Origin of the sequence: Demequina iriomotensis (genome assembly GCF_000971395.1) — a bacterium.
Lineage (GTDB): Bacteria > Actinomycetota > Actinomycetes > Actinomycetales > Demequinaceae > Demequina > Demequina iriomotensis.
Genome location: NZ_BBME01000010.1, coordinates 71,585 through 96,015 on the forward strand (window position 1 = coordinate 71,585; position 24,431 = coordinate 96,015).

The 24,431-nt window shown below is 72.3% G+C and carries 19 protein-coding genes; 2 read left to right on the forward strand and 17 right to left on the reverse strand.

The genetic code is table 11. From position 1 onward, the window contains the following. Positions 1-18: 18 nt before the first annotated feature. From AOM09_RS03840 to AOM09_RS03855, 4 genes are all read right to left on the reverse strand, one after another. The gene (locus AOM09_RS03840; RefSeq protein WP_062384658.1) at positions 19-1,437 is read right to left on the reverse strand and encodes an Rv1352/Rv1906c domain-containing protein; all 1,419 of its coding nucleotides are present in this window, start codon (positions 1,435-1,437) and stop codon (positions 19-21) included. Between the two features lie 139 nt (positions 1,438-1,576). Beyond that, positions 1,577-2,881, reverse strand: coding sequence for a histidinol dehydrogenase (gene hisD, locus AOM09_RS03845; RefSeq protein WP_062384661.1), 1,305 nt, complete (start codon positions 2,879-2,881; stop codon positions 1,577-1,579). A 394-nt stretch (positions 2,882-3,275) separates the two neighbouring features. Next, positions 3,276-6,818, reverse strand: coding sequence for a DNA polymerase III subunit alpha (gene dnaE, locus AOM09_RS03850; protein WP_062384663.1), 3,543 nt, complete (start codon positions 6,816-6,818; stop codon positions 3,276-3,278). Between the two features lie 60 nt (positions 6,819-6,878). Continuing rightward, a complete protein-coding gene (locus tag AOM09_RS03855; protein WP_062384666.1) occupies positions 6,879-7,877 on the reverse strand; it encodes a hypothetical protein in 999 nt (332 codons plus the stop codon). A gap of 233 nt (positions 7,878-8,110) precedes the next feature. On the opposite strand from AOM09_RS03855, the gene hrpA reads away from it, so the two are divergent. Both hrpA and AOM09_RS03865 read left to right on the forward strand, forming a co-directional pair. Next, complete coding sequence (hrpA, locus tag AOM09_RS03860; RefSeq protein ID WP_062384668.1) at positions 8,111-12,235, forward strand: ATP-dependent RNA helicase HrpA; 4,125 nt, start codon at positions 8,111-8,113, stop codon at positions 12,233-12,235. Positions 12,236-12,245: 10 nt separating this feature from the next. After that, positions 12,246-13,217 (forward strand): alpha/beta hydrolase, encoded by a 972-nt coding sequence (locus AOM09_RS03865; protein WP_062384671.1) that lies wholly within the window; start codon positions 12,246-12,248, stop codon positions 13,215-13,217. A 151-nt stretch (positions 13,218-13,368) separates the two neighbouring features. On the opposite strand, the gene AOM09_RS03870 is transcribed toward AOM09_RS03865, so the two are convergent. From AOM09_RS03870 to AOM09_RS03930, 13 genes are all read right to left on the reverse strand, one after another. After that, positions 13,369-13,869, reverse strand: coding sequence for a GNAT family N-acetyltransferase (locus tag AOM09_RS03870; RefSeq protein WP_062384674.1), 501 nt, complete (start codon positions 13,867-13,869; stop codon positions 13,369-13,371). After that, a complete protein-coding gene (locus AOM09_RS03875) occupies positions 13,869-14,786 on the reverse strand; it encodes an RluA family pseudouridine synthase (RefSeq protein WP_062385231.1) in 918 nt (305 codons plus the stop codon). Before AOM09_RS03875 ends, AOM09_RS03870 begins: the two co-directional genes overlap by 1 nt. After that, complete coding sequence (gene lspA, locus AOM09_RS03880; RefSeq protein ID WP_082098817.1) at positions 14,779-15,318, reverse strand: signal peptidase II; 540 nt, start codon at positions 15,316-15,318, stop codon at positions 14,779-14,781. Before lspA ends, AOM09_RS03875 begins: the two co-directional genes overlap by 8 nt. Beyond that, positions 15,315-15,767, reverse strand: coding sequence for a TraR/DksA family transcriptional regulator (locus AOM09_RS03885; protein ID WP_082098818.1), 453 nt, complete (start codon positions 15,765-15,767; stop codon positions 15,315-15,317). Before AOM09_RS03885 ends, lspA begins: the two co-directional genes overlap by 4 nt. A gap of 102 nt (positions 15,768-15,869) precedes the next feature. Further along, a complete protein-coding gene (locus AOM09_RS14835; RefSeq protein WP_082098819.1) occupies positions 15,870-16,709 on the reverse strand; it encodes a DivIVA domain-containing protein in 840 nt (279 codons plus the stop codon). A 101-nt stretch (positions 16,710-16,810) separates the two neighbouring features. Beyond that, positions 16,811-17,107 carry a YggT family protein gene (locus AOM09_RS03895; protein ID WP_062384677.1) on the reverse strand — a complete coding sequence of 99 codons (297 nt, stop codon included), beginning with the start codon at positions 17,105-17,107 and terminating at the stop codon, positions 16,811-16,813. A 20-nt stretch (positions 17,108-17,127) separates the two neighbouring features. Next, complete coding sequence (locus AOM09_RS03900; protein ID WP_369346016.1) at positions 17,128-17,604, reverse strand: cell division protein SepF; 477 nt, start codon at positions 17,602-17,604, stop codon at positions 17,128-17,130. Between the two features lie 60 nt (positions 17,605-17,664). Further along, positions 17,665-18,396 (reverse strand): purine nucleoside phosphorylase YfiH/LACC1 family protein, encoded by a 732-nt coding sequence (locus AOM09_RS03905; RefSeq protein WP_062384683.1) that lies wholly within the window; start codon positions 18,394-18,396, stop codon positions 17,665-17,667. A 6-nt stretch (positions 18,397-18,402) separates the two neighbouring features. Continuing rightward, positions 18,403-19,566, reverse strand: a complete 1,164-nt coding sequence (ftsZ, locus tag AOM09_RS03910) for a cell division protein FtsZ (RefSeq protein WP_062384686.1) — start codon at positions 19,564-19,566, stop codon at positions 18,403-18,405. Positions 19,567-19,703: 137 nt separating this feature from the next. Then, on the reverse strand, positions 19,704-20,759 hold the full coding sequence (locus AOM09_RS03915) for a cell division protein FtsQ/DivIB (RefSeq protein ID WP_062384689.1): 1,056 nt from the start codon (positions 20,757-20,759) through the stop codon (positions 19,704-19,706). Next, complete coding sequence (murC, locus tag AOM09_RS03920) at positions 20,752-22,107, reverse strand: UDP-N-acetylmuramate--L-alanine ligase (protein WP_062384692.1); 1,356 nt, start codon at positions 22,105-22,107, stop codon at positions 20,752-20,754. The genes AOM09_RS03915 and murC overlap by 8 nt, the downstream gene beginning before the upstream one ends. After that, a complete protein-coding gene (locus AOM09_RS03925; RefSeq protein WP_228375052.1) occupies positions 22,104-23,216 on the reverse strand; it encodes a UDP-N-acetylglucosamine--N-acetylmuramyl-(pentapeptide) pyrophosphoryl-undecaprenol N-acetylglucosamine transferase in 1,113 nt (370 codons plus the stop codon). The genes murC and AOM09_RS03925 overlap by 4 nt, the downstream gene beginning before the upstream one ends. After that, positions 23,209-24,423 (reverse strand): FtsW/RodA/SpoVE family cell cycle protein, encoded by a 1,215-nt coding sequence (locus tag AOM09_RS03930; protein WP_062384695.1) that lies wholly within the window; start codon positions 24,421-24,423, stop codon positions 23,209-23,211. Before AOM09_RS03930 ends, AOM09_RS03925 begins: the two co-directional genes overlap by 8 nt. Positions 24,424-24,431: the final 8 nt, after the last annotated feature.

Below are 24,431 nucleotides of genomic sequence, written 5' to 3' on the forward strand. Positions count from 1 at the left end.
GCGTGTCGCGCGGACGCGTCAGGCGGTGCGGGTGAGCGTGCCGCAGCCCCACACCGTGAGGAACTGCCCCGACCGTGCCTTCACCTCGATCGGACCGGACTCGGCGATCCAGAAGTCGACGGCCGAGGAGTCCGTGCCGAGCGGGCGGCTCTCGACGCCCACGAAGCACCAGTCGAGCCGGATGCCGTAGAGGCTGAAGCCGGAGACCGTGTCCGAGGTGTAGGTGCCCGGCTTGATGTCGGCCCCTACCGCGTAGGTGCCGTTGCCGCCGATCGAGGTGCGCTGTGCCCCCGTGCCGTCGAACCTGGTCCAGCCGCCGCAGCCGCTCACGTGGATCCACGTGTCCGTGGCCTTCACCTGGAGGTAGACCCGACCGAGCCCGCCGTTGTTGCCGCGGACGTTCTTGGCGACGTCGATGTCCTTGCCCGAGAGCCGGTACCACTCGCACACGCTCGAGCCCGTGCGGTAGTACGTGCCGGGCTGGAAGTCCTTGCCCACGCGGTAGTAGCCGTTCTTGGCGGCGACCTTGGGACGCGCGGCCGCGGCCTTCGTGGTCGCCGAGGACCTCGTCACCTTCGCGTAGCCCGACTTCGCGTAGGTCACCGTGACCGAGAAGGTCTTGCCCGCGTCGACGTTCTTGAGCGCGAGCGTGCGCTTCGTCGCACCCGCGATCGCGACGCCGTCGCGGAACCACTGGTAGGTGCGCTTCGCGTCGCTCGGCTTGGCGCCGTCGGTCACGGCGGTGAGCGTGCTGCCCGCGCGCACGCGACCCGAGACGGTGGGCTTCGGCGCGGCCTCGAACACGTTCAGCACGCGCGTCGACGCGGTCGCCGTCGCGGTCGCCGTGGTGAAGCCGGGGAGCGCCCGGGTCACGACGACCGAGAGCGTGTGCCCCGCATCGGCCGGCCGCACCACGTAGCTGGCGGCGGTGCCGCCGCTGAACCTCGCGCCGTCGCGCAGCCAGCGCACCGAGACGGTGCCCTCGGACGGGACCGTGGCCGTGACAGTCGAGCCCACGACCATGCGGCCCGAGATCGCGGTCGTGAAACCGTCCTGGACGCCCGCGAGCACCGCGGCCGGCTCGGACCAGGCCACGGTGTCCTCGTAGCCGTCGAGATGCGCGGTGACCTTGAGCATGAGGCCGCGGTCGACGTCGTCCGCCGCGAGCGTGTAGGTCTCCCCCGTCGCCACCGGGGAGTCGTCCAGGTACCACTCGTAGTCGAAGGCGGTGGGCTCCGGGGTCCACTCGCCGGGCAGCGCGGTCACGGTGGACCCGACGCGCATGTCGCTGACGAAGCCGGGCTGTCCCGTGTTGGCGATCGGCTCGGCGGCGCGAGCGGCGGCCGGCGCGAGGAAGGTGAGAGCGGCGGCGACGGCGAGCACGCCGGCGACGATGCGCCCGGACGGCCGCGCGGCCGGCCCAGGAATGGTGGTCATGGTTCCCCTCAGTGACGAGCCGCCGACGATGGCGGTGAGAGGATCATGACAGGGTGCGACGCGACGCGGCGCGAGGCTGTGACCAAGTCGACACCTCGTGTCGCGGTCGGCCGTCTACCAGTGGTGACGGAGGCGCCGGCTACCCGTCGAGGCGCGCGCGGATCGCGGCGCCGTGCGCCGGCAGGTCCTCGGCCTCGGCGAGCGCGACGACCTTCTCGCCGACGGCGCCGAGGGCGTCCGCGCTGTAGTCGATGAAGGACACCGCCTTGAGGAACGCCGTCACCCCGAGGCCCGATGCGAAGCGTGCCGTGCCGCCGGTCGGCAGCACGTGGTTCGAGCCCGCCAGGTAGTCGCCAAGAGGCACGGGCGAGTGCCCGCCCACGAAGATCGCGCCGGCGTTGCGGATGCGACCCGCGACCTCCCGCGCGTCGGCGGTGTGGATCTCGAGGTGCTCGGCGCCGTAGGCGTCGGCGACCGCGATCGACTGATCGATCCCCGACGTGAGGATGACCGCGCTCTGGCGTCCCGAGAGCGCCTCCTTGGTGCGGGCGAGGTGCTTGGTCTCGTCGACCAGGAGACCGAGGTGGCGCTCGACCTCGCCGGCGAGCTCGACCGAGTCGGTGATGAGGACCGAGCCCGCCATCGGATCGTGCTCCGCCTGGCTCAGCAGGTCCGCCGCGACCCAGCGCGGCGTCGCCGTCGCGTCGGCGATCACCGCGATCTCCGTGGGTCCGGCCTCCGAGTCGATGCCGACCACGCCGTTGACCGCGCGCTTGGCGGCGGCGACGAAGACGTTGCCCGGGCCGGTGATGACGTCCACCGGCTCGCACAGGCCCTCGACGCCGTACGCGAGCATCCCGATCGCCTGCGCGCCGCCGACGGCGTACACCTCGGTGACCCCGAGCAGCGCGCACGCCGCGAGGATGGTGGGGTGCGGGAGGCCGCCGAACTCACGCTGCGGCGGGCTCGTCACGGCGATCGACGGCACGCCGGCGGCCTGCGCCGTCACGACGTTCATCACGACCGAGCTCGGGTACACCGCGAGCCCGCCCGGCACGTAGAGGCCCACGCGGCCGACGGGGATCCATCGCTGGGACACCACGGCGCCGGGCGCGAGCTCGACGTCGACCGGCGGCGGGACCGTCGCGCGGTGGAAGCGGCCCACGCGGTCGATGGCCTCCTCGAGGCCGTCGCGGACCGCGGGGTCGAGCTCGTCGAGGGCCCGCCCGATCGCGTCCTCCGGCACCCGCACCTGCGCGAGGTCGACGCCGTCGAACCGCGCCGCGAGCTCCTTGAGCGCGGCCTCGCCGCGAACGCGCACGTCCGCGATGATCGGCTCGACCACCGCGAGCGCGTCGCTCACGTTGACCTCGGCGCGCGGCACCACGTCGAGCAGCTCGCGTGGGGTGAGGTCCTGGTCCCGCAGATCGATCCTGGTCAGCACGCAGTCCACTCTACTGGCGAGGCCGGCGCGCCGACCGCGCCCACGCTCCTCCCGCCCGCTCCGTCCCTGCCCCGTAATGGGGCACTCAGCGTCGATCCCGCGCATCGTGTGCGCGCCATGGGGCATCCGCCATCGCTCCCCCCAGGTCCACTCCCGGCCCGTTGCCCGGCCCGCTGCCCGGCCCGTTGCCCGGCCCGGACGCGCGGCCTCGGTGTCACCGGTTGCCCCATGGCGCGCCACGACCGCCATCGATCGACCGTGGATGCCCCATTCCGGACGTGTGAGGGCAGCAGAGCCTGCGGGCGCGCGGCCCCGGAGTCACCGGTTGCCCCATGGCGCGCCACGCCCGCCGCAGATCGACCGTGGATGCCCCACAACGCGGGCACGGGGCTGGTCAGCCCCCTGCGAGGCAGCTGGGGCCCAGCGCCGCCTTGAGGTCGCCGTAGAGCGCCGAGGACCGCGACACGCGGAACTCGTCGCCCAGGCGCATCGTGAGGGGCTGGTCGGGCCCGGTCAGCACCATCCGCACCTCGATCGAGCCGGGATGCGAGCGCAGGATGCCCTTGACCTGCTCGACCAGCGGCAGCGTCACGCGCGTCGCCGGCACGGTGATCGCGACCGGCGACGTGTCCGCCACGTTGAGGTTGGGGATCTTCACGTCGACCGCGGAGAACTGGAGACCGCCGTCGCCGCGCTCGCGGCACCGCACCTTGATGGCGAGGACCGCATCCTCCGCGAGGTCGCGCGCGAAGGTCTCGTACGTCTTCGCGAAGAAGGAGACCTCGGTGTCGCCGGTCATGTCCTCGAGCGTCACGATCGCGTACGGGTTGCCGGACTTCGCGATGCGCCGGTCGACGCGCGTCACGAGCCCCGCGAGCACGATCTGGCCGCCCTCCTGGACGCCGTTCGCGGGCGTCGCGGAGAGGACCTGGTGCGTGGCCTCCGAGCGGATGATGTGGTCGAGGCCCGACAGCGGGTGGTCGGACACGTACAGACCCAGCATGTCGCGCTCGAGGTTGAGCTTGGTCTTCTTGTCCCACTCGTCGAGCGTGGGCACCTCGACGGTCACTCCCCCGCCGAGCTCCTCGGCATCCGCGAAGAGGTCGAACTGGCCGGTCGCCTCCTGGCGCTTGACGCCGATGACGGAGTCGATCGCCTGCTCGTGCACCGCGTTGAGCGCGCGGCGCGAGTAGCCCATCGAGTCGAAGGCGCCCGCCTTGATGAGCGAGTCGATGGTGCGCTTGTTGCACACCGTCGCGGAGACCTTGTCGAGGAAGTCCGCGAAGGACGTGAACGCGCCCTTCTCCGTGCGCGCCTTGACGATCTCGGCGACGACGTTCGCGCCGACGTTGCGCACGGCGGTGAGACCGAAGCGGATGTCGTTGCCCACGGCCGCGAACGTGCCCTTGGACTCGTTCACATCCGGCGGCAGCACGGTGATGCCCATGCGGCGGCACTCGGCGAGGTACAGCGCCGACTTGTCCTTGTCGGTGCCCACCGAGGTGAGCAGCGCCGCCATGAACTCGGTCGGGTAGTGCGCCTTGAGGTAGGCGGTCCAGAACGAGAGGACACCGTAGGCCGCGGTGTGCGCCTTGTTGAACGCGTAGTCCGCGAACGGAAGCAGGGTGTCCCACAGCGCCTTGATGGCGGCGTCGGAGTACCCGTTCTTCTTCATCCCGGCCTCGAAGGGCTGGAACTCCTTGTCGAGGATCTCCTTCTTCTTCTTACCCATCGCGCGACGGAGCAGGTCGGCGGCGCCCAGCGTGTAGTCCGCGACGATCTGCGCGATGCGCTGCACCTGCTCCTGATACACGATGAGGCCGTAGGTGATCCCGAGGACCTCCTTGAGCGGCTCGTCGAGCTCGGGGTGGATGGGCGCGATCGGCTGACGGCCGTTCTTGCGCTCCGCGTAGTTGGTGTGCGAGTTCATGCCCATCGGGCCCGGGCGGTACAGCGCGAGCACGGCGGAGATGTCCTCGAACGTGTCGGGCTTCATCTGGCGCAGCAGCTGCCGCATGGCGGTGCCGTCGAGCTGGAACACGCCCAGGGTGTCGCCACGGCCCAGCAGCTCGAACGTGCCCTCGTCGGCGAGCTCGAGATCCTCGAGGACCAGCGGCTCCTTGCCGTTGTCGACGATGTTCTCGAGCGCATCGTCCAGGATCGTGAGGTTGCGGAGCCCCAGGAAGTCCATCTTGACCAGGCCGAGCGTCTCGCACGTCGGGTAGTCGAACTGCGTGATGACCGCGCCGTCCTGCTCGCGGCGCATGATCGGGATGATGTCGATGAGCGGGTCGGAGGACATGATGACGCCCGCCGCGTGGACGCCCCACTGACGCTTGAGCCCCTCGAGGCCCTGGGCGAGCTCGAACACCTGGCTGGCGTCGGGGTCGGTCTCGAGCAGGGCGCGGAAGTCCTGACCCTCGTGGTGACGGGGATGCTCGGAGTCGGTGACGCCGATCAGGGGCATGTCCTTGCCCATGATCGCCTCGGGGTAGGCCTTGGTGAGCTGCTCGCCCAGCGAGAACGGCTTGCCGAGCACGCGCGTCGAGTCCTTGAGCGCCTGCTTGGCCTTGATGGTGCCGTACGTGACGATCATGGAGACGCGCTCCTGGCCGTACTTCTCGGTCACGTACTGGATGACCTCGCCGCGCCTGCGCTCGTCGAAGTCGATGTCGAAGTCGGGCTTGGACTCGCGCTCGGGGTTGAGGAAGCGCTCGAAGTACAGCTGGTGGACGATGGGGTCGATGTCGGTGATCTTCATCGCGTACGCGGCCATCGAGCCGGCACCGGAGCCGCGGCCCGGCCCCACGCGGATGCCGTTGTCCTTGGACCACTGGATGAAGTCCGCGACCACGAGGAAGTAGCCGGGGTACCCCTTGCCGGCGATGACCTCGATCTCGTAGTTGGCGCGCTCCTGGACGTGCGCGGGGATCTCGGCGCCGAAGCGCTCGTGGAGGCCCTTCTGGACCTCCTTGACGAACCACGAGTGCTCGTCCTCCCCCGGCGGGCAGTCGAAGACCGGCATGTAGTCGGCCTTGGTGTTGAACTCGACCTCGCACTGCTCGGCGATCGCGAGGGTGTTGGTGAGCGCCTCGGGGTAGTCGCCCCAGATGTTCCACATCTCCTCGGCGGACTTCACGTAGTAGCCGTCGCCCGAGAACGCGAAGCGCTTGCCGCCCTGGTCGTAGGTCGGCTCGCTCAGCGTGGAGCCGGACTGCACGCACAGGAGCGCCTCGTGCGAGACGGAGTCCTCGCGCTTGGTGTAGTGGAGGTCGTTGGTCGCGACGAGGGGTGCGCCGATGGCCTTCGAGATGCGCAGCAGGTCCTCGAACACGCGCTTCTCGATGTCGAGGCCGTGATCCATGAGCTCGACGTAGTACGAGTCCTTGCCGAAGATGTCCTGGAACTCCGCGGCCGCCTTGAGCGCCTCCTCGTACTGACCCAGGCGAAGTCGCGTCTGCACCTCGCCCGAGGGGCAGCCGGTGGTCGCGATGATGCCCTTGGAGAACCGCTGGAGCAGGTCGCGGTCCATGCGCGCCTTGTAGAAGTGGCCCTCGAGCGAGGCGTACGACGCGAGGCGGAAGAGGTTGTGCATGCCTGCCGTGTTGCGGGCCCACATGGTCGCGTGCGTGTACGCGCCTCCCGAGCTGACGTCGTCCGACTCCTGGCCGCGCTCGCCCCAGCGCACGCGCGTGCGGTCGCCACGCGCCGTGCCCGGCGTCAGGTACGCCTCGAGGCCGATGATCGGCTTCACCGACGTCTGCTGCGCCTTGTTCCAGAACTCGTAGGCGCCGAACAGGTAGCCGTGGTCCGTGGTCGCCATCGCCGTCTGACCCAGGCGCTCGGCCTCCTGGAAGAGGTCGCCGATCTTCGCCGCGCCGTCCAGCATCGAGTACTCGGTGTGGACGTGGAGATGAACGAAATCCTTACCCGGCATGGCGATGAGTCTAGGCGCGGCGACCGACAGCGCCCACCGCGTGTCGCGGCGCGCGGAGCATCACCCCTGATCCCGGATGTACGGATACGGCCACATGTCCTGCGCCAGGTAGAGGCGGTCCTCGTCGCGGTGGTCGGGGAACTCCGCACCGGTGCCCATCACGAGAGCGAACTCCTCCGGGTCGTCGATGAACTCCTGACCGGACAGCGCCCCGGCCGGGCAGTACCAGAAGCTCGTGCCGCCTTGCGGAGGGTAGGACGATGCGGTGCCCGCCCAGCACTCGCCCATGTCCGCAGGCACGGCGTAGTCGGCGGCGGCGAGACCGCGCGGGTCGTCGATCGCGCCGACGTAGACGTAGGCGCCGTCGGGCGGCCCGACCATGGGCAGGACCACCTCGACGCACTCCTCGCCGAACTGCTCCGGGGACGTCGGGCACCAGCGTCCGTCGACGTCCACGAGGCTCGCCTCGTCGTCCCCCGGCGGGTTCTCCGGCTCGGCGGATCTCAGGTACGGCGGGATCTCGCACAGGCCCTCCGTGATCCAGAGCCGGTCGCGATCCGTGTAGTCGGGGATCTCCATCGGCGCGCACTCGGCCATGTACTCGCCGGGATCGGCGGCGCCTGCCGGGCAGTAGCGGAAGGTGACGTTGATCGTGAGCGGGTAGTGGTCGATCTTGCCGGCCCAGCAGTCGCCCGAGTTCGCGGGGAAGGCGTAGTCGTCGACGCCGTAGGCACGCGGATCGGCTTCGAGGTCGGTGAACACGTACTGGACGGCATCGGCATAATCCTCGAACACGACCGTCGGCAGGTCGACCACGACGCACCCGAACTGCACCTGCGTCCCCTCGTCGGGGATGCACCAGTACCCGTTCGCATCGGCGAAGGACGGTTCCGCCGCCGGCGGCGACGATGCGTCCGCGACCGGCGACGCCGACATGGCGGGCGGCGATCCGGTCTCCAGCGCATCGGCCGTGGTCGCCGGGGAGCACCCCGCGAGCGCCATCAGCGTGCCGACCGCGACCGCCGCGCGCGCCGGCAGAGATCCGTGGTTCGCACCCATGACCCCGCCCCCCGGGACGTCATGGCGGGCTCGGTGCCCGCGCCACGATCACCGTACGTCCGCGTCGCGGCGAGGGCCAGGATCGCGGGCCGAGACGCACGAATCAGCCGCCGGAGCGGCGCGAGCCCCGCGCGACCCGCGGTGTCACCCGCGCCTGGAACAATGTCCCGGTGAGTGCGGACAGGCGACCGAGGCGCGGCAGAGGGAGACGGGACGATGCGCATCGTCCCCGGGTGAGCACGCGCGCCCTCGAGGCGGCCGCCGCGCGGCGCGCGGCCGTCGAGGTGCCCGCGATCGCGTACCCCGCGCAGCTGCCGGTGTCCGCCCGGCGCGAGGAGATCGCCGCCGCGATCCGCGACCACCAGGTGGTGATCGTCGCCGGCGAGACCGGCTCGGGCAAGACCACCCAGCTGCCCAAGATCTGCCTCGAGCTCGGCCGCGGCCGCGCCGGCCAGATCGGCCACACGCAGCCGCGCCGCATCGCCGCGCGATCCGTCGCGGAGCGCATCGCCGAGGAGCTGGGCACGGAGCTCGGCGGCATCGTCGGCTACCAGGTCCGCTTCACCGACCAGAGCTCCGAGGACACGCTTGTCAAGGTCATGACGGACGGCATCCTGCTCGCCCAGATCCAGCGCGACCCCGACCTGCTCGCGTACGACACCCTCATCATCGACGAGGCCCACGAGCGCAGCCTCAACATCGACTTCCTGCTCGGCTACCTCACCAACCTGCTCCCCCGCCGCCCCGACCTCAAGATCGTCATCACGTCCGCGACCATCGATTCGCAGCGCTTCGCCCGGCACTTCGGGCCCGGCGGCCCGCATCCCGAGGACGCGGACGATGCGCCCACGGCCCCCGTGGTCGAGGTCACCGGACGCACCTTCCCCGTCGAGATCCTCTACCGACCCCTCGAGGGCGCGGCCAAGGGCGAGGAGAAGGACCTGGTCACCGGCATCGTCGACGCGTGCGACGAGCTCATGACCTGGGGCGACGGCGACATCCTGGTCTTCCTCTCGGGCGAGCGCGAGATCCGCGACGCCGCCGACGGCCTCGACGCGCACCTGGGCGACCGCGCGCGCGACCCGCGCCACCCGCGCCGCGTCGAGATCCTGCCGCTCTACAGCCGCCTGTCGGCCGCGGACCAGCACCGCGTGTTCGAGCGTCACGCCGCCCGCCGCATCGTGCTCGCGACCAACGTCGCCGAGACATCCCTCACCGTGCCCGGCATCCACTACGTGGTGGACCCCGGCACCGCGCGCATCTCGCGGTACTCCAAGGCCACCAAGGTCCAGCGCCTCCCCATCGAGCCGATCTCGCAGGCGAGCGCACGCCAGCGCTCCGGCCGCGCAGGCCGCCTCGCGGACGGCATCGCGATCCGCCTGTACTCCGAGGAGGACTTCGAGTCGCGGCCCGCGTTCACGGAGCCGGAGATCCTGCGCACCTCGCTCGCGAGCGTGCTGCTGCAGATGATCTCGGTGGGCGTGGTCGAGTCCCCCGAGGACGTGGCGCGCTTCCCCTTCGTGGAGCCACCGGACACCCGCGCGATCCGCGACGGCGTGCAGCTGCTCGCGGAGCTGGGCGCGATCGCGACGCGCGACGGGCGCACCGTGCTGACCGAGACGGGCCGCAAGCTCGCGCGCCTGCCCATCGACCCTCGTCAGGCGCGGATGATCGTGGAGGGCGCGCGTCACGGCGTGGCCCGCGAGGTGGCCGTGATCGCGGCCGCGCTGTCCATCCAGGACCCGCGCGAGCGCCCCACCGAGAGGCGCGAGGAGGCAGACCTCCTGCATCGTCGCTTCGCGGATCCCACCTCCGACCTCCTCTCCTACCTCAACCTCTGGGAGCACGTCCGCGAGCGCCAGCACGCGCTGTCGGGCAACCAGTTCCGGCGCCTCGCCAAGTCCGAGCACCTCAACTTCCTGCGCGTGCGCGAGTGGCAGGACCTGGTCCAGCAGCTGCGCGACGCGGCGAAGGCGATCGACATCGAGATGGCGTACCGGAAGCCTGCGCCCGTGGACGATGCGGAGGGCACCGGCGCCCTCAGGCACGTGTGGGACGACGACGGCATCCACCGCAGCATCCTCGCGGGCCTGCTGTCGCAGATCGGCGCACAGGACGTGCTGCAGCTCAAGGCGAGCTCGTTCACCCATCTCAAGGGCGAGGCCCGCGCGAAGGAGATGCGGCGCGCGAGGAAGCGCGCGTCGAACGAGTTCATCGGCGCGCGCGGCATCCGCTTCGCGATCAACCCCGGCTCGCCGCTGTCGAAGAAGCCGCCCGAGTTCGTCATGGCGGCCGAGCTGGTGGAGACCAGCCGGCTGTGGGCGCGCGACGTCGCCCGGATCGACCCCGCCTGGGTCGAGGAGCTCGCGGGCGACCTCGCCAAGCGGACCTACTCGGAGCCGCACTGGTCGTCGAAGCGCGGCGCCGCGATGGCGACCGAGAAGGTGCTGCTCTACGGCGTGCCCGTGGTCGCGGACCGCCCCGTCCTGTGGGCGAAGGTGAACCGCGAGGACGCCCGCGACCTCTTCATCCGGCACGCCCTGGTGCAGGGCGAGTGGACCACGCACCACGGCTTCTGGCGCCGCAACCAGCGGGTGCTGGAGCAGGCGGCCGAGGTCGAGGCGCGCGCACGTACGCGCGGCGTCATCGCGGACGAGGAGACGCTGGTCGCGTTCTACGACGCCCGCCTGCCCGAGTCGATCGTGTCCGCACGGCACTTCGACCGGTGGTGGCAGGGCGCGCGCCGTGAGGACCCCGAGCTCCTCACCCTCACGCTCGACGAGCTGGTCCCCGAGCATGCCGCGATCGATCCGAGACTCTTCCCCGAGCGCTGGCCCCAGCTCGACCTCGAGCTGCCTCTCACCTACCAGTTCGAGCCCGGCACCGCCGCGGACGGCGTGACCGTCCACGTCCCCGTGGGCGTCCTCCCGCGCGTCGTCGAGGCCGGCTTCGACTGGCTGGTCCCAGGCATGCTCCCCGAGCTCGTCACCGCGACCATCCGCGCGCTGCCCAAGACGGTCCGTCGCCTGCTGGTGCCCGCGCCCGACGCCGCCCGGGACATCGTCGCGTGGATGCAGGACCACCTGCCCGCGTGGGAGGACGTGGTGCGCGCGGGCGACATGGCCGAACCGTTCCGCGACGCCTTCACGCGCGCCGTGCTGGCCCTCCGAGACGTCGAGGTCCCGGACGATGCCTGGGACGGCCTCGCGGAGCGCCTGCCCGCTCACCTGCGCATGACCTTCCGCGTGGTCGAGCCCACGGGGCGCGGGCAGCGGATCCTCGACGAGTCCCACGACCTGCTGGTGCTGCAGCGCACGCTCGCGCCGAAGGCCGAGGCCGCCGTGCGGACCGCCGTCCAGCGCGCGGCCGATGCCGCCGCCGGCGGCAAGGGACGTGGGGACGATGCGGCGCATACGGCCGCGGCGGCCGTCGCCCGCGCGTCCGACGCGCCGCGCCCCACGAGCGCAGCGGTCGCCGAGGTCGACCCGCTCACCGCCTGGCCGAGCCTCGACCGGCTACCCTCCGAGGTCGAGGGCGCCGTGCACGGCGTGGTCGCACGCGGGTACCCGGCGATCGTCGAGGAGCGCAAGGGCGGGGTGCGAGCCGCGCTGCGGGTGCTCGCGGACGTCTCCGAACGCGACGCCGCGCACGCGCGTGGCGTCCGCCGCCTGCTGCTGACCGAGGTGGGGCTGCCGGTCAAGCGGGTCACCACCCGGTGGAGCCCGGCGGAGTCGCTCGCGCTCGGGGCGTCCCCCTACCGCAGCACCGAGGCGCTGGTGGACGACCTTCAGCTGGCGGCCGTCACGCGCCTCGTGCCGGACGCCGGCGCGGTGCGCGACCGCGCGGCGTACGAGGCGCTCCGCGGCCACGTCAAGGACCACCTCGAGGACGCCGTGCTCGATGTCGCGCGCGAGGCCGCCGCTGCCCTCACCGCCGCACGCGAGCTCGACGTCGCGGTGCGCGGCGCGACCTCGCTCGCGCTCCTGTCGACGCTCCAGCAGCTGCGCGAGCAGTCCGCCGCCCTGGTCGCGGACGGCTTCGTCCGCACCACGCCCGCCGATCGCCTGCCTCACCTGGCGCGCTACCTCAAGGCCGCCGCCCATCGTCTGGAGAAGGCGCAAGCGGACCCCCACAAGGACGCGCAGCTCGCCTGGCAGGTGGCCCAGGCGAGCGAGGCGTATGAGACCGTCCGGGCCGCGCACGCGAAGGGACGGACGTCCCTCGAGACCGCGGCAGCGCTCGAGTCCGTCCGATGGATGCTCGAGGAGCTGCGCGTTTCCCTCTTCGCCCAGCGGCTCGGCACCGACGGGCCGATCAGCGAGCAGCGCATCCGTAAGGCGCTCGCCGCGATCGGATAGCGTTCCTGCCATGACCGAGCCCTCGACCTCCGACGCCCCCCGCACCTCGCCCGCGTGGGAGGCGTGGAGCATCCGCGGCGTCGCGATGCTCGCGCTGGCCGTCGCCCTGCTGCTCGCGATCATCGCGTGGGGTGGCGTGGTCCACGGGCATCCCGCCTACGCGATCCTGCTCGGCCTGACGGTCGTGCTCGCGGCGCTCACCCTCTGGCGCTGGCGGCACGCCCGGCGCGCGGGCGGCGCGGGCCTCCTGGTGCTGCGGGTCGCGGGCGTCCTCGGCGGCGTGGCCTGGGTCGCGCTGCTCGCGTGGCTCCGACCCTTCACCGCGACCGAGCCCGCCCTCACGGCCATGGCGTCGGACGATGCGGTGACGGTCACGGAGACCGCGACCCGGATCGTCATGGAGCCCACGGGAGAAGCGAGCGACGTCGCGCTCGCGTTCCAGCCGGGCGCGCGCGTGGATGCGCGCGCGTACGCGGCCGTGCTCCGCCCCCTCGCGGAGGCGGGCCACCCCGTGGTCATCACCAAGCAGCCGCTCGGGATCGCGTTCCTCGCGATGGGCGGCTACGAGCAGGCGAAGGACGCCGTGCCGGGCGCCGGCTCCTGGGTGGTCGGCGGCCACTCGCTCGGCGGCACGGTCGCCGCGATCGAGGCGGACACGGCCTATCCGACGGACCAGGCCGCGCCCGCGGGGCTGCTCCTGTACGGCTCGTACCCCGCCGGCGACATCTCGGGCTTTCCGGGCGCGGTGCTGTCGATCTCGGGCTCCGAGGACGGCCTCGCGACGCCCGCGGACATCGACGCCTCGCGCGAGAACCTGCCGGACGATGCGCTCTTCTGGGTGGTCGAGGGCGGCTCGCATGCTCAGTTCGGCGCCTACGGGTCCCAGCCCGGCGACGGCACGCCGGCCATCTCCGACGATGCGGCCCGCGAGCAGATCACCACGGCCAGCCTCGCGCTCCTCGACGGCCCGTTAGAGGACTGAGGCCCGCCGCGCCCACGTGGCCACCGCCCTCCCACCCGGACACTGCCAACCCACCCGGACACTGCCAACGGATCTCGCCGCGACACCCCGGGTTGTGAGCGGTCACGGGCCGCGACACGCCGCCCAACCGGGACCAACTCCGTTGAAAGTGTCAGCGGGGGGAGGGGGCGGTGAGGTCCTTGTAGGCGTCGTGATGCGGGATGCCCTCGTCGAGGTAGCCCTCGCCGTGCGCGACGTAGCCGAGCCGCGCGTAGAACGGCATCGCCTGGTCCTGCGCGCTGAGCTCGACCCGCACGCGGCCGTCCGCGCCGAAGCGCGCGAGCGCGGCGGACTCGAGCGCCAGCATGAGCGCGCGTCCCGCACCGGTGCCCCGCGCCGCCTCCGACACCGCGAGCCGGCCGATGTGCGGGTTCGCCGGATCCATGGCGCCGTGGTCGGCATGGAAGTCGTCCGTATGAGGCGCGAGCAGGCGTCCCGTGCCCAGCGCCGTGCCGTCGTCCGCGTACGCGACGACGTGGACGGTGCGCGGGTCGTCGTCCTGGGCGTCGCGCTCCATGTCGGCCGACACGCCCTGCTCGTCGACGAACACGGCGAAGCGCACCCGCATCGCGTCCTCGAGCTGGTCCGGTGTGCGGACCTCCACCACCCGCATCAGCCGCGCAGCCGCGCGAGCGCCGTCGCGAGGTCCTCGGGGTACTGCGACGTCACCCGGACCTCGCCGCCGCGGACCGGGTGCTCGAAGGCGAGCTCGTGCGCATGCAGCCACTGCCGCGTCAGCCCGAGCCGCTTCGCGAGGACCGGATCCGCACCGTAGGTGAGGTCGCCGGCGAGCGGGTGGCGCATCGCCGTCATGTGCACGCGGATCTGGTGGGTGCGGCCCGTCTCGAGGTGGATCTCCACGAGCGAGGCGCTCGGGAACATCTCCAGCACCTCGTAGTGGGTGACCGATGGCTTGCCGCCCTCGACCACCGCGAACTTCCAGTCCGAGCTCGGGTGGCGGCCGATGGGCGCGTCGATGGTGCCGGCGGTCGGGTCCAGGTGCCCCTGCGCGACGGCGTGATAGATCTTCTCGACCGTGCGCTCCTTGAAGGCGCGCTTGAGCACGGGGTACGCCGCGTCGGAGCGCGCGACCACCATGAGGCCCGAGGTGCCGACGTCGAGGCGATGGACGATGCCCTGGCGCTCGGCCGGACCCATGGTCGACAAACGGTAGCCGGCCGAGGCCAGCGCGCCCACCACCGACGGCCCGGTCCACCCCGGCGAGGGATGGGCGGCGACGCCGATGGGCTTGTCGACGACGACGATGTCGTCGTCCTCGTACGCCACCGTCAGCCCGCCGGGGATCGCGGGCTCGGGCGCGGCAGCGCGCTCGTCGGGCAGGTCCACCGCGAGGATGCCGTCGGCCAGGCGATCGGAGCGTCCGACGGTGCGACCGTCCAGCGAGACGCCGCCGCCGTCGAGGATGTCGGCCACCTTGGTGCGCGACATCCCCAGCATGCGCGCGAGCGCGGCATCGGCCCGCTCCCCGACCAGCGCGTCGGGGACCGGCAGGTAGCGCGTGTCAGCCACGCGGGTCCGCCCCGTCGGGATGCGGCTGGGCGTCCGGCGCATCGTCGCCCTGCTCGCCCTCGGCGGGTGCGAGCACCGGCTTGGACAGGAGCCCGGCGATCACCAGGGCGATCGCCGCGCCGACGATCGCGATGTCCGCGACGTTGCCGATGAACTGGTCGCCGTAGTTGATCATGTCGACCACATGTCCTTGGCCGAACGACGGCTCGCGGAACAGGCGGTCGATGAGGTTGCCCACGGCGCCGCCGAGAGCGATGCCGAAGACCACCGCGGACCAGGTCGCCTGCGCTCGGCGTGCGTAGAACACGATGCCCGCGGTCACCAGCAGCGCGACGATGGTGAGGATCCACGTCGACTGGTGACCCAGGCTGAACGCGGCACCGGAGTTGCGGACCAGCTGGATCGACAGCAGGTTCCCGAGCAGCTCGTGCTTGTCACCGGGCGTGAGGGCGCGCAGCGCCCACACCTTGGTCGCCTGATCCGCGACCACCACACCCGCGGCGCACAGCCAGAAGGCAGGCCTCCAGGTCAACGGCGCTCCTCGCGCTGCTTGCACGTCACGCACAGGTTCGCGCGCGGGAACGCCATGAGGCGCGCCCGGCCGATCCCCTGCCCGCACGACTGGCACGCGCCGTAGCGCCCGTTCTTGATGCGGCGCAGCGCGTCGACGCTCTGCTCGAGCATGTCGCGGGTGTTGTTGACGATCGACATCTCCTGCTCGCGCTCGAGGGCGGTCGATCCCGCATCGGCCTGGTCGTCGCCCGCGCCCTCGGACGTGTGAAGCAGGTCGTCCAGCTCGTGCTCGGTGACGCCCAGCTCGGTGACGAGCCGCTCGACGTCGGCGTTGAGCACCTCGACGATCTGCCGGAGGTCCGCGATCTTCCAGGCGTCGTCGCCCTCGCGCACGGGAAGCTGCTTGGCGTCCGCCGGCTTCAGCTCGGCGGGGTCCACCACCACGATGGTCACATCGGTGCTGCTCATGATCGTCCTCGTCTCTGCCTGGTGAAAGGAGGGTAGTCCCCCGCGGGCGACATAGCAAAGCGCCGCGCCCATCGGCGCGGCGCCCCGCTTTGTCCGTTTAGGTCAGCGCTGCTCGTCGTCGCCCTCGGCAGCCGGGTTCCAGGGGTTCTGGGGCGTGTACGGCGTGCCGAACTGGGTCGACTGCGGCTGGTACGGAGCCTCGGCGACCTTCGGGGTCACACCCGTGATCGGCGCGAAGCCCTGAGGCTGCTCGGGCTCGGCCGCATCGTCCGACTCGTCGTCCGCGGGGGCGTCGGTCTCGGCCTCCTCCTCGGCGGCGAAGTCCTCCTCGACGGCGGCCTCGGGCTCCGGGGCGACGTCCTCGGACAGCTCGTCCTCGCCCACGTAGGTGGCGACGGGCGCGGGCGCCGTGCCCTCGGCGTGGTCGAGGTCGCCGAGCAGGTTGCTGAGGTAGCTCTTGAGGCGGGCGCGGTAGTCGCGCTCGAAGCGGCGAAGGTCGTCGATCTTGGTCTCGAGGAGCGAGCGCTCCGAGTTGAGCTCGTCCATGCGGGCCGCGGCGTCGGTCTCGGCGCGCTCGACGATGGACTCGGCCTTGGCCTTGCCCTCCTCGACGAGTCGCTCCTTCTCCTCCTCGCCCGCGGCGACGTACTCGTCGTGGAGCTTCTGCGCCATCGCGAGCATGCCGGTCGGCGTCGGCGGGTTGGGGTCGGTCGCGGCCTGCAGCAGGCCCGCGTCGGTGCTCGGCTCGGCCGCGGGCGCGGGGGCCGCGCCGCCGCCCGCCTCCACCTTCGCGGCGAGCTCGTCGCGCTCGGCGGTGAGCTGGGAGATGGTGGCGGCGACCTCGTCAAGGAAGTCGTCGACCTCGTCCTGGTCGAAGCCCTCGCGGTACTTGGTCTTGGAGAAGGCCTTGTTGAGAACGTCCTCGGCGGTGAGCAATGCCATGTCGACTTCCACCTCTGCCTGATCAGGGCCGGTTCACCCGGCCGAACGGGTATTTCGTCACTGTACCGACATGTGTATCGGCACGCACTTGAGAACGCGCGTCAGAGCGCGCGGATGATGCTGCCCAGGACCTGCTGCAGGATCGACACCGCGATGAACACGATGAGGAACGCGAGGTCGATGCGCACCTGGCCGAGCGTGAGCGGCGGCACCACGCGCCGCACCGCCTTGATCGGCGGGTCCGTCACCGTCAGCACCCCCTCGACCGCGACGAGCGCCGGGCCGGCCGGGCGCCAGTCGTGCGCGAACACCATCACGAAGCTGATGATGATCCGCGCGAAGAGCGCCAGCATGAAGAGGAAGAGGACGAACTGCACCGCGCCCAGGATGAATGCCACCCGGCGAGCCTACCGGAGGGTCAGGCCTGGTTGTAAAAGGCCTGGTCCTGCTGCGGCTCCTCGTCGATGCCGATCTCGACATGCGCGGGCGACAGCAGGAACACCGAGGTGGTGACGCGCTCGATCGACCCGTAGAGCCCGAAGGACAGGCCGGCCGAGAAGTCGACCAGGCGCTTCGCGTCGGCGTCCGACATCTCGGTGAGGTTCATGATGACGGGCACGCCCTGACGGAAGGCCTCGCCGATAAGGCGCGCGTCGTTGTACGTGCGCGGCTTGATCGTCTGGATGCGGCGCAGGTCCTGCGCGGGCGCGCCCTGCGGCTCGTGCACGGCGCGCGAGGCCTTCGCGGAGCCGGACTTGGCGCCGTGCGCCTGCTTCACCTCGGACACGTCGTGCAGGTGGGTCACGGGCGCGAGCTCGGGCTCGGCGTAGTCGTACTCCTCCTGCTCGTTGACGTCGAAGCCGAGGTACTGGATCGCCTTGCGCAATGCGCTCATCATGACCCCCTGGTGGTGGTGCGGAATGTCGACTTCACGGTAGAGCGCCTCACGTCAAGGTCAGCGGACCGACACGCCGCAGACGATCACCCCGGCATGACGGCCCGTCACGCCGTCGCGGCGGTGGGAGAAGTAGCGCTCGTCCTCGTAGGTGCACACGCGGTGGCGAACCACCGCCGCGAAGCCGAGCTCTCCGAGCCGGGTCTCGGCGGCCCGCGGCAGGTCGAGCGCGGGGGTGCCCGCACCGGTCGCCGACCGGGCCGTGGGGTGACGATGCGCGACCTCCTCGCGCATGGCGGCCGGCACCTCGTAGCACCGGCCGCAGATGGCGGGGCCGATGCTCGCCGCGAGCCCGTCGCGCCGCCGCCTCTGCTGCGGGGTCCGCATGTCGAGCAGCGCGGCGACCGCCGCGTCCACCGCGCCCCTGCGCACCCCCTCGCGACCCGAGTGGATCGCCGCGACGGCGCCCGTCACGGCATCGTGCATGAGGATGGGCATGCAGTCGGCCGCGATCGCGCCGAGCGCCACGCCCGGGGTGCGCGTCACCAGCACGTCGGCGACGGCGGGCTCCTCCCCCGGTCGCGTCACCTCGGCCACGCGGATGCCGTGCTCCGCGTTGAGGAACGACACGGGCGCCCCCGCGAGGACGGAGACGGCCGCGCGGTTGCGCGCGACCGCCTCCGGGGCGTCGCCCACATGCGTGGCGACGTTGAGGGTCCCGTACGGTAGCGCCGAGGCGCCGCCCGCCCGAGCGGTGAAGAACGCGCGAACCGGCAGCCCGGCGTCGAGCACCGCCTCCTACCGGAGGAACTCGGGCACGTCGAGCGTGTCCGCCGCCGGCCGGGACGGCGCCGCGGGGATCGCGTCCGTCGCCGGCGCGGGCTCGACCGCGACCGGCGCGGGCGGCAGCACATCGGCCTCGACCGGCGCGTCGATCGGCTCGAGCTCCTCGGCCTTGGGCGCGGGTGCGGACTCGATCGCGCCCAGCGCGCCCGCATGGGCGCGGTGCGTCGGGGCGCCGCCGTCGAAGCCGGCCGCGATCACCGTGATCCGGAGCTCGTCGCCCAGCGAGTCGTCGATGACGGTGCCGAAGATGATGTTCGCCTCGGGGTGCGCGGCCTCGCGGACCAGGCGCGCCGCAGTCTCGACCTCCTTGATGCCGAGGTTCGAGCCGCCCGCGATGGACAGCAGCACGCCGTGCGCGCCCTCGATCGACGCCTCGAGCAGCGGCGACGCGATCGCGCCCTCGGCGGCCTCGAGCGCGCGGGTCTCGCCGCGCGCGCTGGCGACGCCCATGAGCGCCGTGCCCGCGCCCTGCATGACGGACTTCACGTCGTTGAAGTCGACGTTGATGAGGCCGGGCGTGGTGATGAGGTCGGTGATGCCCTGGACGCCGCCCTGGAGCACCTGGTCCGCGGCCGCGAACGCGCCCAGCACGCTCAGCTGCGCGTCCGAGATGTCGAGGAGGCGGTCGTTCGGGATGACGATGAGGGTGTCGACCTCCTGGCGGAGGTTCGCGATGCCGTTCTCGGCCTGGTCCGCGCGGCGGCGGCCCTCGAAGCCGAACGGGCGGGTCACCACGCCGACGGTGAGCGCGCCGAGCGAGCGGGCGATGCGGGCGACCACGGGCGCGCCGCCGGTGCCGGTGCCGCCGCCCTCGCCCGCGGTGACGAAAACCATGTCGGCGCCGCGCAGCGCGTCGGCGATCTCGTCCTCGTGGTCCTCGGCGGCCTTGCGCCCGACCTCGGGATCGGCGCCGGCGCCGAGGCCGCGCGTGAGCTCGCGGCCGATGTCGAGCTTCACGTCCGCGTCGGACATGAGGAGCGCCTGCGCGTCGGTGTTGATCGCGATGAACTCGGCACCCTTGAGGCCGACGTCGATCATGCGGTTCACGGCGTTCACGCCGCCGCCGCCCACGCCGACGACCTTGATGTGCGTGATGTAGTTCTGCGGTGCGGCCATGTGCCTGTCCCTTCAACCTTAACCCTCAACTTGAGAGTTATAGTTATGTCAAGTCGTTCAAGGTCGAAGGTACGGGCGCACCGTGCGAATCGGACTCAGGACACGCGCGTGTCCGAAGAATTATCGGCGCGCGTCGTTCACGCCGAGGTGACGGTCGGCAGCGTGGGAGCGGACACGTCGATCTCGACCGCGTCCTTCGCCTCGGCCGACTTGAGCAGCACCTGGAGGACCTTCGCCTTGAGCGCCGAGTCCTCGGCGCTCCCCCACTTGACCTCGGGGCCGTCGCGCAGCACGAAGGTCACCGTGTCCTCGGTGGTCGCGCTGACGTCCTGGACCCGGTTGCGCAGCTTGATGGGGAGCTCGTTGACCACGCCGAGCACCGAGTCGAGGATGCGCTGATTTCCCTCGCCCACCGGCACTGCCACGACGGGCAGCCGGTCGGGGGTGCTCGCGGCGTGGCCGACCCGGGTGGCCTCGGCGTCGAGCAGGTCGTAGCCGCCGTCCGCGCTGGGCACCGCCGCGACCGGCTCGCGGGACTCGAGGGTGATGAGGAGACCGCGGGGCCACACGCGCTCGACGGACGCGTCGCGCACGCCGGGCACCTCCCGGAGCTCGTCGGCGAGGCGCGACGATGCGAGCGTGGCGAGCGACTGGCCCTCGTGAGTGTCGACCACGGCCGCGACGTCGTCCGCCGCGACCACCGTGCCGTAGCCCGTCACCTCCACCTGGGCGGGGTCGAGCGCGAGCACGGGCGAGGCGAGCACCACCCAACCGAGCAGCGCGGCGACCGCGACGTATCCCGCGCGGCGGGCCCACACGATCGCCGAGAGGCGCCGCTGCGCGGCCGCGCGCTCCTTGAGACGCGCCTGCAGGCGCAGCGTGACGTTGCCCAGCTGATCAGCCGCGGCGCCGGTGCCGCGTACGGCTCCGCGCCGCAGCCGACCCCCCATCGACGCGACCGCGGAGGGAACGGACTGCTCGGACGCCCTCGCCGCGCGGGCTCGGGCGGGATCGCGTCGCCACGGCTGCGCGACCTCCTCCGACTCCGCCTCGGCGCGGACGGTCGGCACGCGCGGCGCCGAGCCCGTGGCCACGCCCGCGCTGCGCGGCCGCTGCGGGGCCGGGCGCTGCGGCACGGGAGGGCGCTGCTCGCGCCGCGCGGCCGGGCGCGGCGGCCGGCGGACCTCAGCCATCCGCGTCCCGCTCCGCGAGCCGCGCGAGGATCCAGTCCGCCGCGAGCGTGACCGTGCCCGAGCCGACGGTGAAGACCGTGTCCCCGGGGCGCGCCGCATCGGCCGCAAGCCTCGCCGCCTCCTCGAGATCCGCGGCGAGCGTCAGCGTCGAGCCCGCGGGCATCGAGGCATGCGCCGCGATCAACTCCGACGACACGCCGGGGATCGGGTCCTCGCGGTCGCCGAAGACGGGCGCAAGCACCACGGCGGCGTCCTCGACCGAGAGCGCGCGCCCGAAGTTCGCGGCGTGATCGCGGGTGCGCGAGAACAGCGCCGGCTGGAACAGCACGACCATCCGGCCCGCTCCCCCGTCGCGCGCCGCGGCGAGCAGCGCAGCGACCTCGGTCGGATGGTGGGCGTAGTCGTCGATCACGCGCACGCCTGCCGCCTCGCCGCGCAGCTGATAGCGCCGCCCGGTCCCGCCGAACGTCGCGAACGAGGCAGCCGCGGACGCCGGGTCCGCACCCATCTCGACGGCAGCGAGCCACGCGGCCGTCGCGTTGAGGCGGTTGTGCGCGCCGGGCGCCGACACCGTGAGGGGCAGGGTGACCCCGTTTCGCGTGATGCCCTCGGGCCCGACCACGGCGTCGGCATCCGCCGTGCCGTAGGTGATCACGTGGGCGCCGGCGGCGCGCGCCGCGTCGACGAGGCCGCGCACCACCGCATCGTCCACGCACGCGATGACGGTGCGCGACTGCGCGGCGAAGTCCGCGAAGGCGCGGTGGAGGTTCTCCACCGTCCCGTGGAAGTCGAGGTGGTCGGGCTCGATGTTGAGCAGGATCGACACCTCGGGGCGGTAGCGGAGGAAGGACCCGTCCGACTCGTCGGCCTCGAGGACCGACACGCCCGCCGTGCCGGCGTAGCCGCCCGCGACCGCGCCCTCGATCCCGAACACGCGCGCGCCCACGGCGAAGCCCGCGTCCACGCCGCTGGCGTGCAGCGCGTGCGCCACCATCGCGGACGTGGTGGTCTTGCCGTGGGAGCCGGCGACGGCGACGAGGCGCTGACCCTCGAGCGCGCGCACGAGCGCCTCCGACCGGTGCCACACCGGGATGCCGAGTTCCCGCGCCCGCGCGAGCTCGACGTTGGTCTCGCGCACCGCGGTCGAGACCACCACGGCGGCCGCGCCGTCGACGAGCACCGCATCGTGCCCGAGCTGCACATCCATCCCGGCGTCCCGCAAGGCCTGGAAGTACGCCGTCTCGGTGAGGTTGGTGCCGCTCACCGCGTACCCGCGCGCCGCGATGAGCCGGGCGACGGCGGACATGCCCGAGCCCCCGACGCCGATGAAGTGGATCCGTTCGCTCACAGCGCCGCCTCCACGAGCGCGACCAGGCGTGCCGCGCCGTCCGCGATGCCGATGCCGCGCGCCGCCTCGATCATGCGAGGTCCGGCCTCGGGGTCGAGCAGCATCCGCTCGGCGTGATGGGTGAGGAGCGCGGGCGTGAGGTCCGCGTCGCCCACCACGGTCGCGGCGCCGGCAGCGACCGCGGCGGCGGCGTTGAGCGCCTGCTCGCCGTTGCCGTGGGGCAGCGGGACGTAGAGCGCGGGGATGCCGAGCGCACCGATCTCGCACACGGTGGCGGCACCCGAGCGGCACACCACGGCTCCCGCGGCGGCGAAGGCCGCCGCCATGTCGTGCGCGTACTCGGACACGGCGTACATGCCGCGCTGCGATGCGGGCAGATCCGCCTGCGCCCGGTAGGCCTCGTCGGTCTTGCCGCGTCCGGTGAGGTGGATGACGTGGATGCCCCGCGTCACCAGCGTGCCGACGGCCTCGGCGAGAGCCGCGTTGAGGCTCGCGGCCCCGAGCGAGCCGCCGAACACCAGCAGCACCGGCGCATCGGCCGCCCAGCCGCGCTCCTGCTTCGCGTCGAAGGCCGCCTGCGCGCGTGTCACGGGATCGGAGAGCCGGGCCGCGAGCGCCTCGAGCTCGGGCCGCAGCGGCAGGCCCGTCACGGTCGCATGCGGCAGCGGGGTGCCCGGGAACGTCACCGCGACGTGGGACGTGAGGCGCGCGCCGAGCCGGTTCGCGATGCCCGGCTTCGCGTTCGCCTCGTGGACGATGATGGGGAGCCTCCGACGGCGTGCCGCGAGGTACACCGGAGTCGAGACATATCCGCCGAACCCGACCACGGCATCGGCCCCGACGCGGTCGATCGCCGCCTCCGACGCCTTGATCGCGGCGCGCAGCCGCGCGGGGAAGCGCAGCGCGGCGCCATCGGGCCGGCGTGGGAACGGGACCTTCTCGATCTCGATGAGGTCCAGCCCGGCACGCGGCACCAGGTCCGCCTCGAGCCCGTCGGGGGTGCCCACGGCGGCGACGTCATGACCGCGCTCGAGCAGCGCGTGGCTGCACGCGAGCAGCGGGTTCACGTGACCGGCGGTGCCCCCGCCGGCGAGCAGGAGGCTAGCCACGGCGGCGCCCCCGGGACAGCACGGCGAGCGAGCGGCGCACCACCGAGGTGCGCGCGGCGAAGGCCTCGGGCGCCCCCGGCTCCTGACGTGCGAAGGCCATGAGCACCCCGACAGCGGCGAGCGACATGATGAGCGACGAACCTCCGGAGGAGACGAGGGGAAGCGGCACGCCCGTCACCGGGGCGAGCTCGAGCACGACCGCGATGTTGACGCATGCCTGCACGATGATCCACGCGCCGATCGCGGCGCCGGAGATCTGCACGAACCGATCGGTGGAGCGGGTGACGACGCGCGTCACGGCGATGAGGATCATCGCGTAGGCGCCGAGGATGAGGAGCGTGCCCAGCAGCCCGAACTCCTCGCCGATGATCGCGAAGATGTAGTCGTTGTCGGCGGCGGGCAGGTAGCCCCACTTCTCGCGGCTCATGCCGGGGCCCAGGCCCCACAGCCCGCCGGACGCGAGCGCCCACGTGCCGTGCGTCTGCTGCCAGCACTCCTGCACGTCGACGCACGAGTCGCCCGCCCACTGGAGGATGCGCGCCATGCGCGTCTCGCCCGAGTTGACGAGCATGAGGATCAGCACGCCGACGCCGATGCCGGCGAGCCCGAAGAAGCGCGCGGGCACGCCCGCGACCCAGAACGCCACGGCGACCACGACCATGAGGATCATCGCGGTCCCCATGTCGCGCCCGAGCAGCACGAGCATGAGCACGGCGCCCGCCATGAGGCCGCCCGGCATGAGGATGTGCCGGGGATGCGTGAGCCTGTCGCGGAAGCGGCTCAGCACCGCTCCGAGGTACAGCGCGAGGCCCAGCTTCGCGATCTCGGACGGCTGCAGGCTGAAGCCGCCGACCCGGATCCACGCCTGGTTGCCTCCGGACGCCTCGCCGGTCGCGAGCACCAGCCCGAGCAGCACCATTGAGCCGTAGAGGATCCACGGCGCGAGGTGCCGCCACGCCCTGACCGGCAGGCGCGAGCCGACCACGAGCGCCGCGAGCCCCACCGTCAGCGCGATGAGCTGCGTGATGAAGCCGGCGTAGGCGTTGCCGGACGCCGTGCGGATCGAGGTGATCGAGGAGCTCGACAGCACCACCGCGAGGCCCACGAGCACGAGGATGCCGGTGGCCGCCGCGAGCAGATAGTACGAGGTGAGCGGGGAGCGCCAGGCGTTGACGGTGCTGTCGGGTCGGGCCGCGGTCGCCGTCATGTCACCTC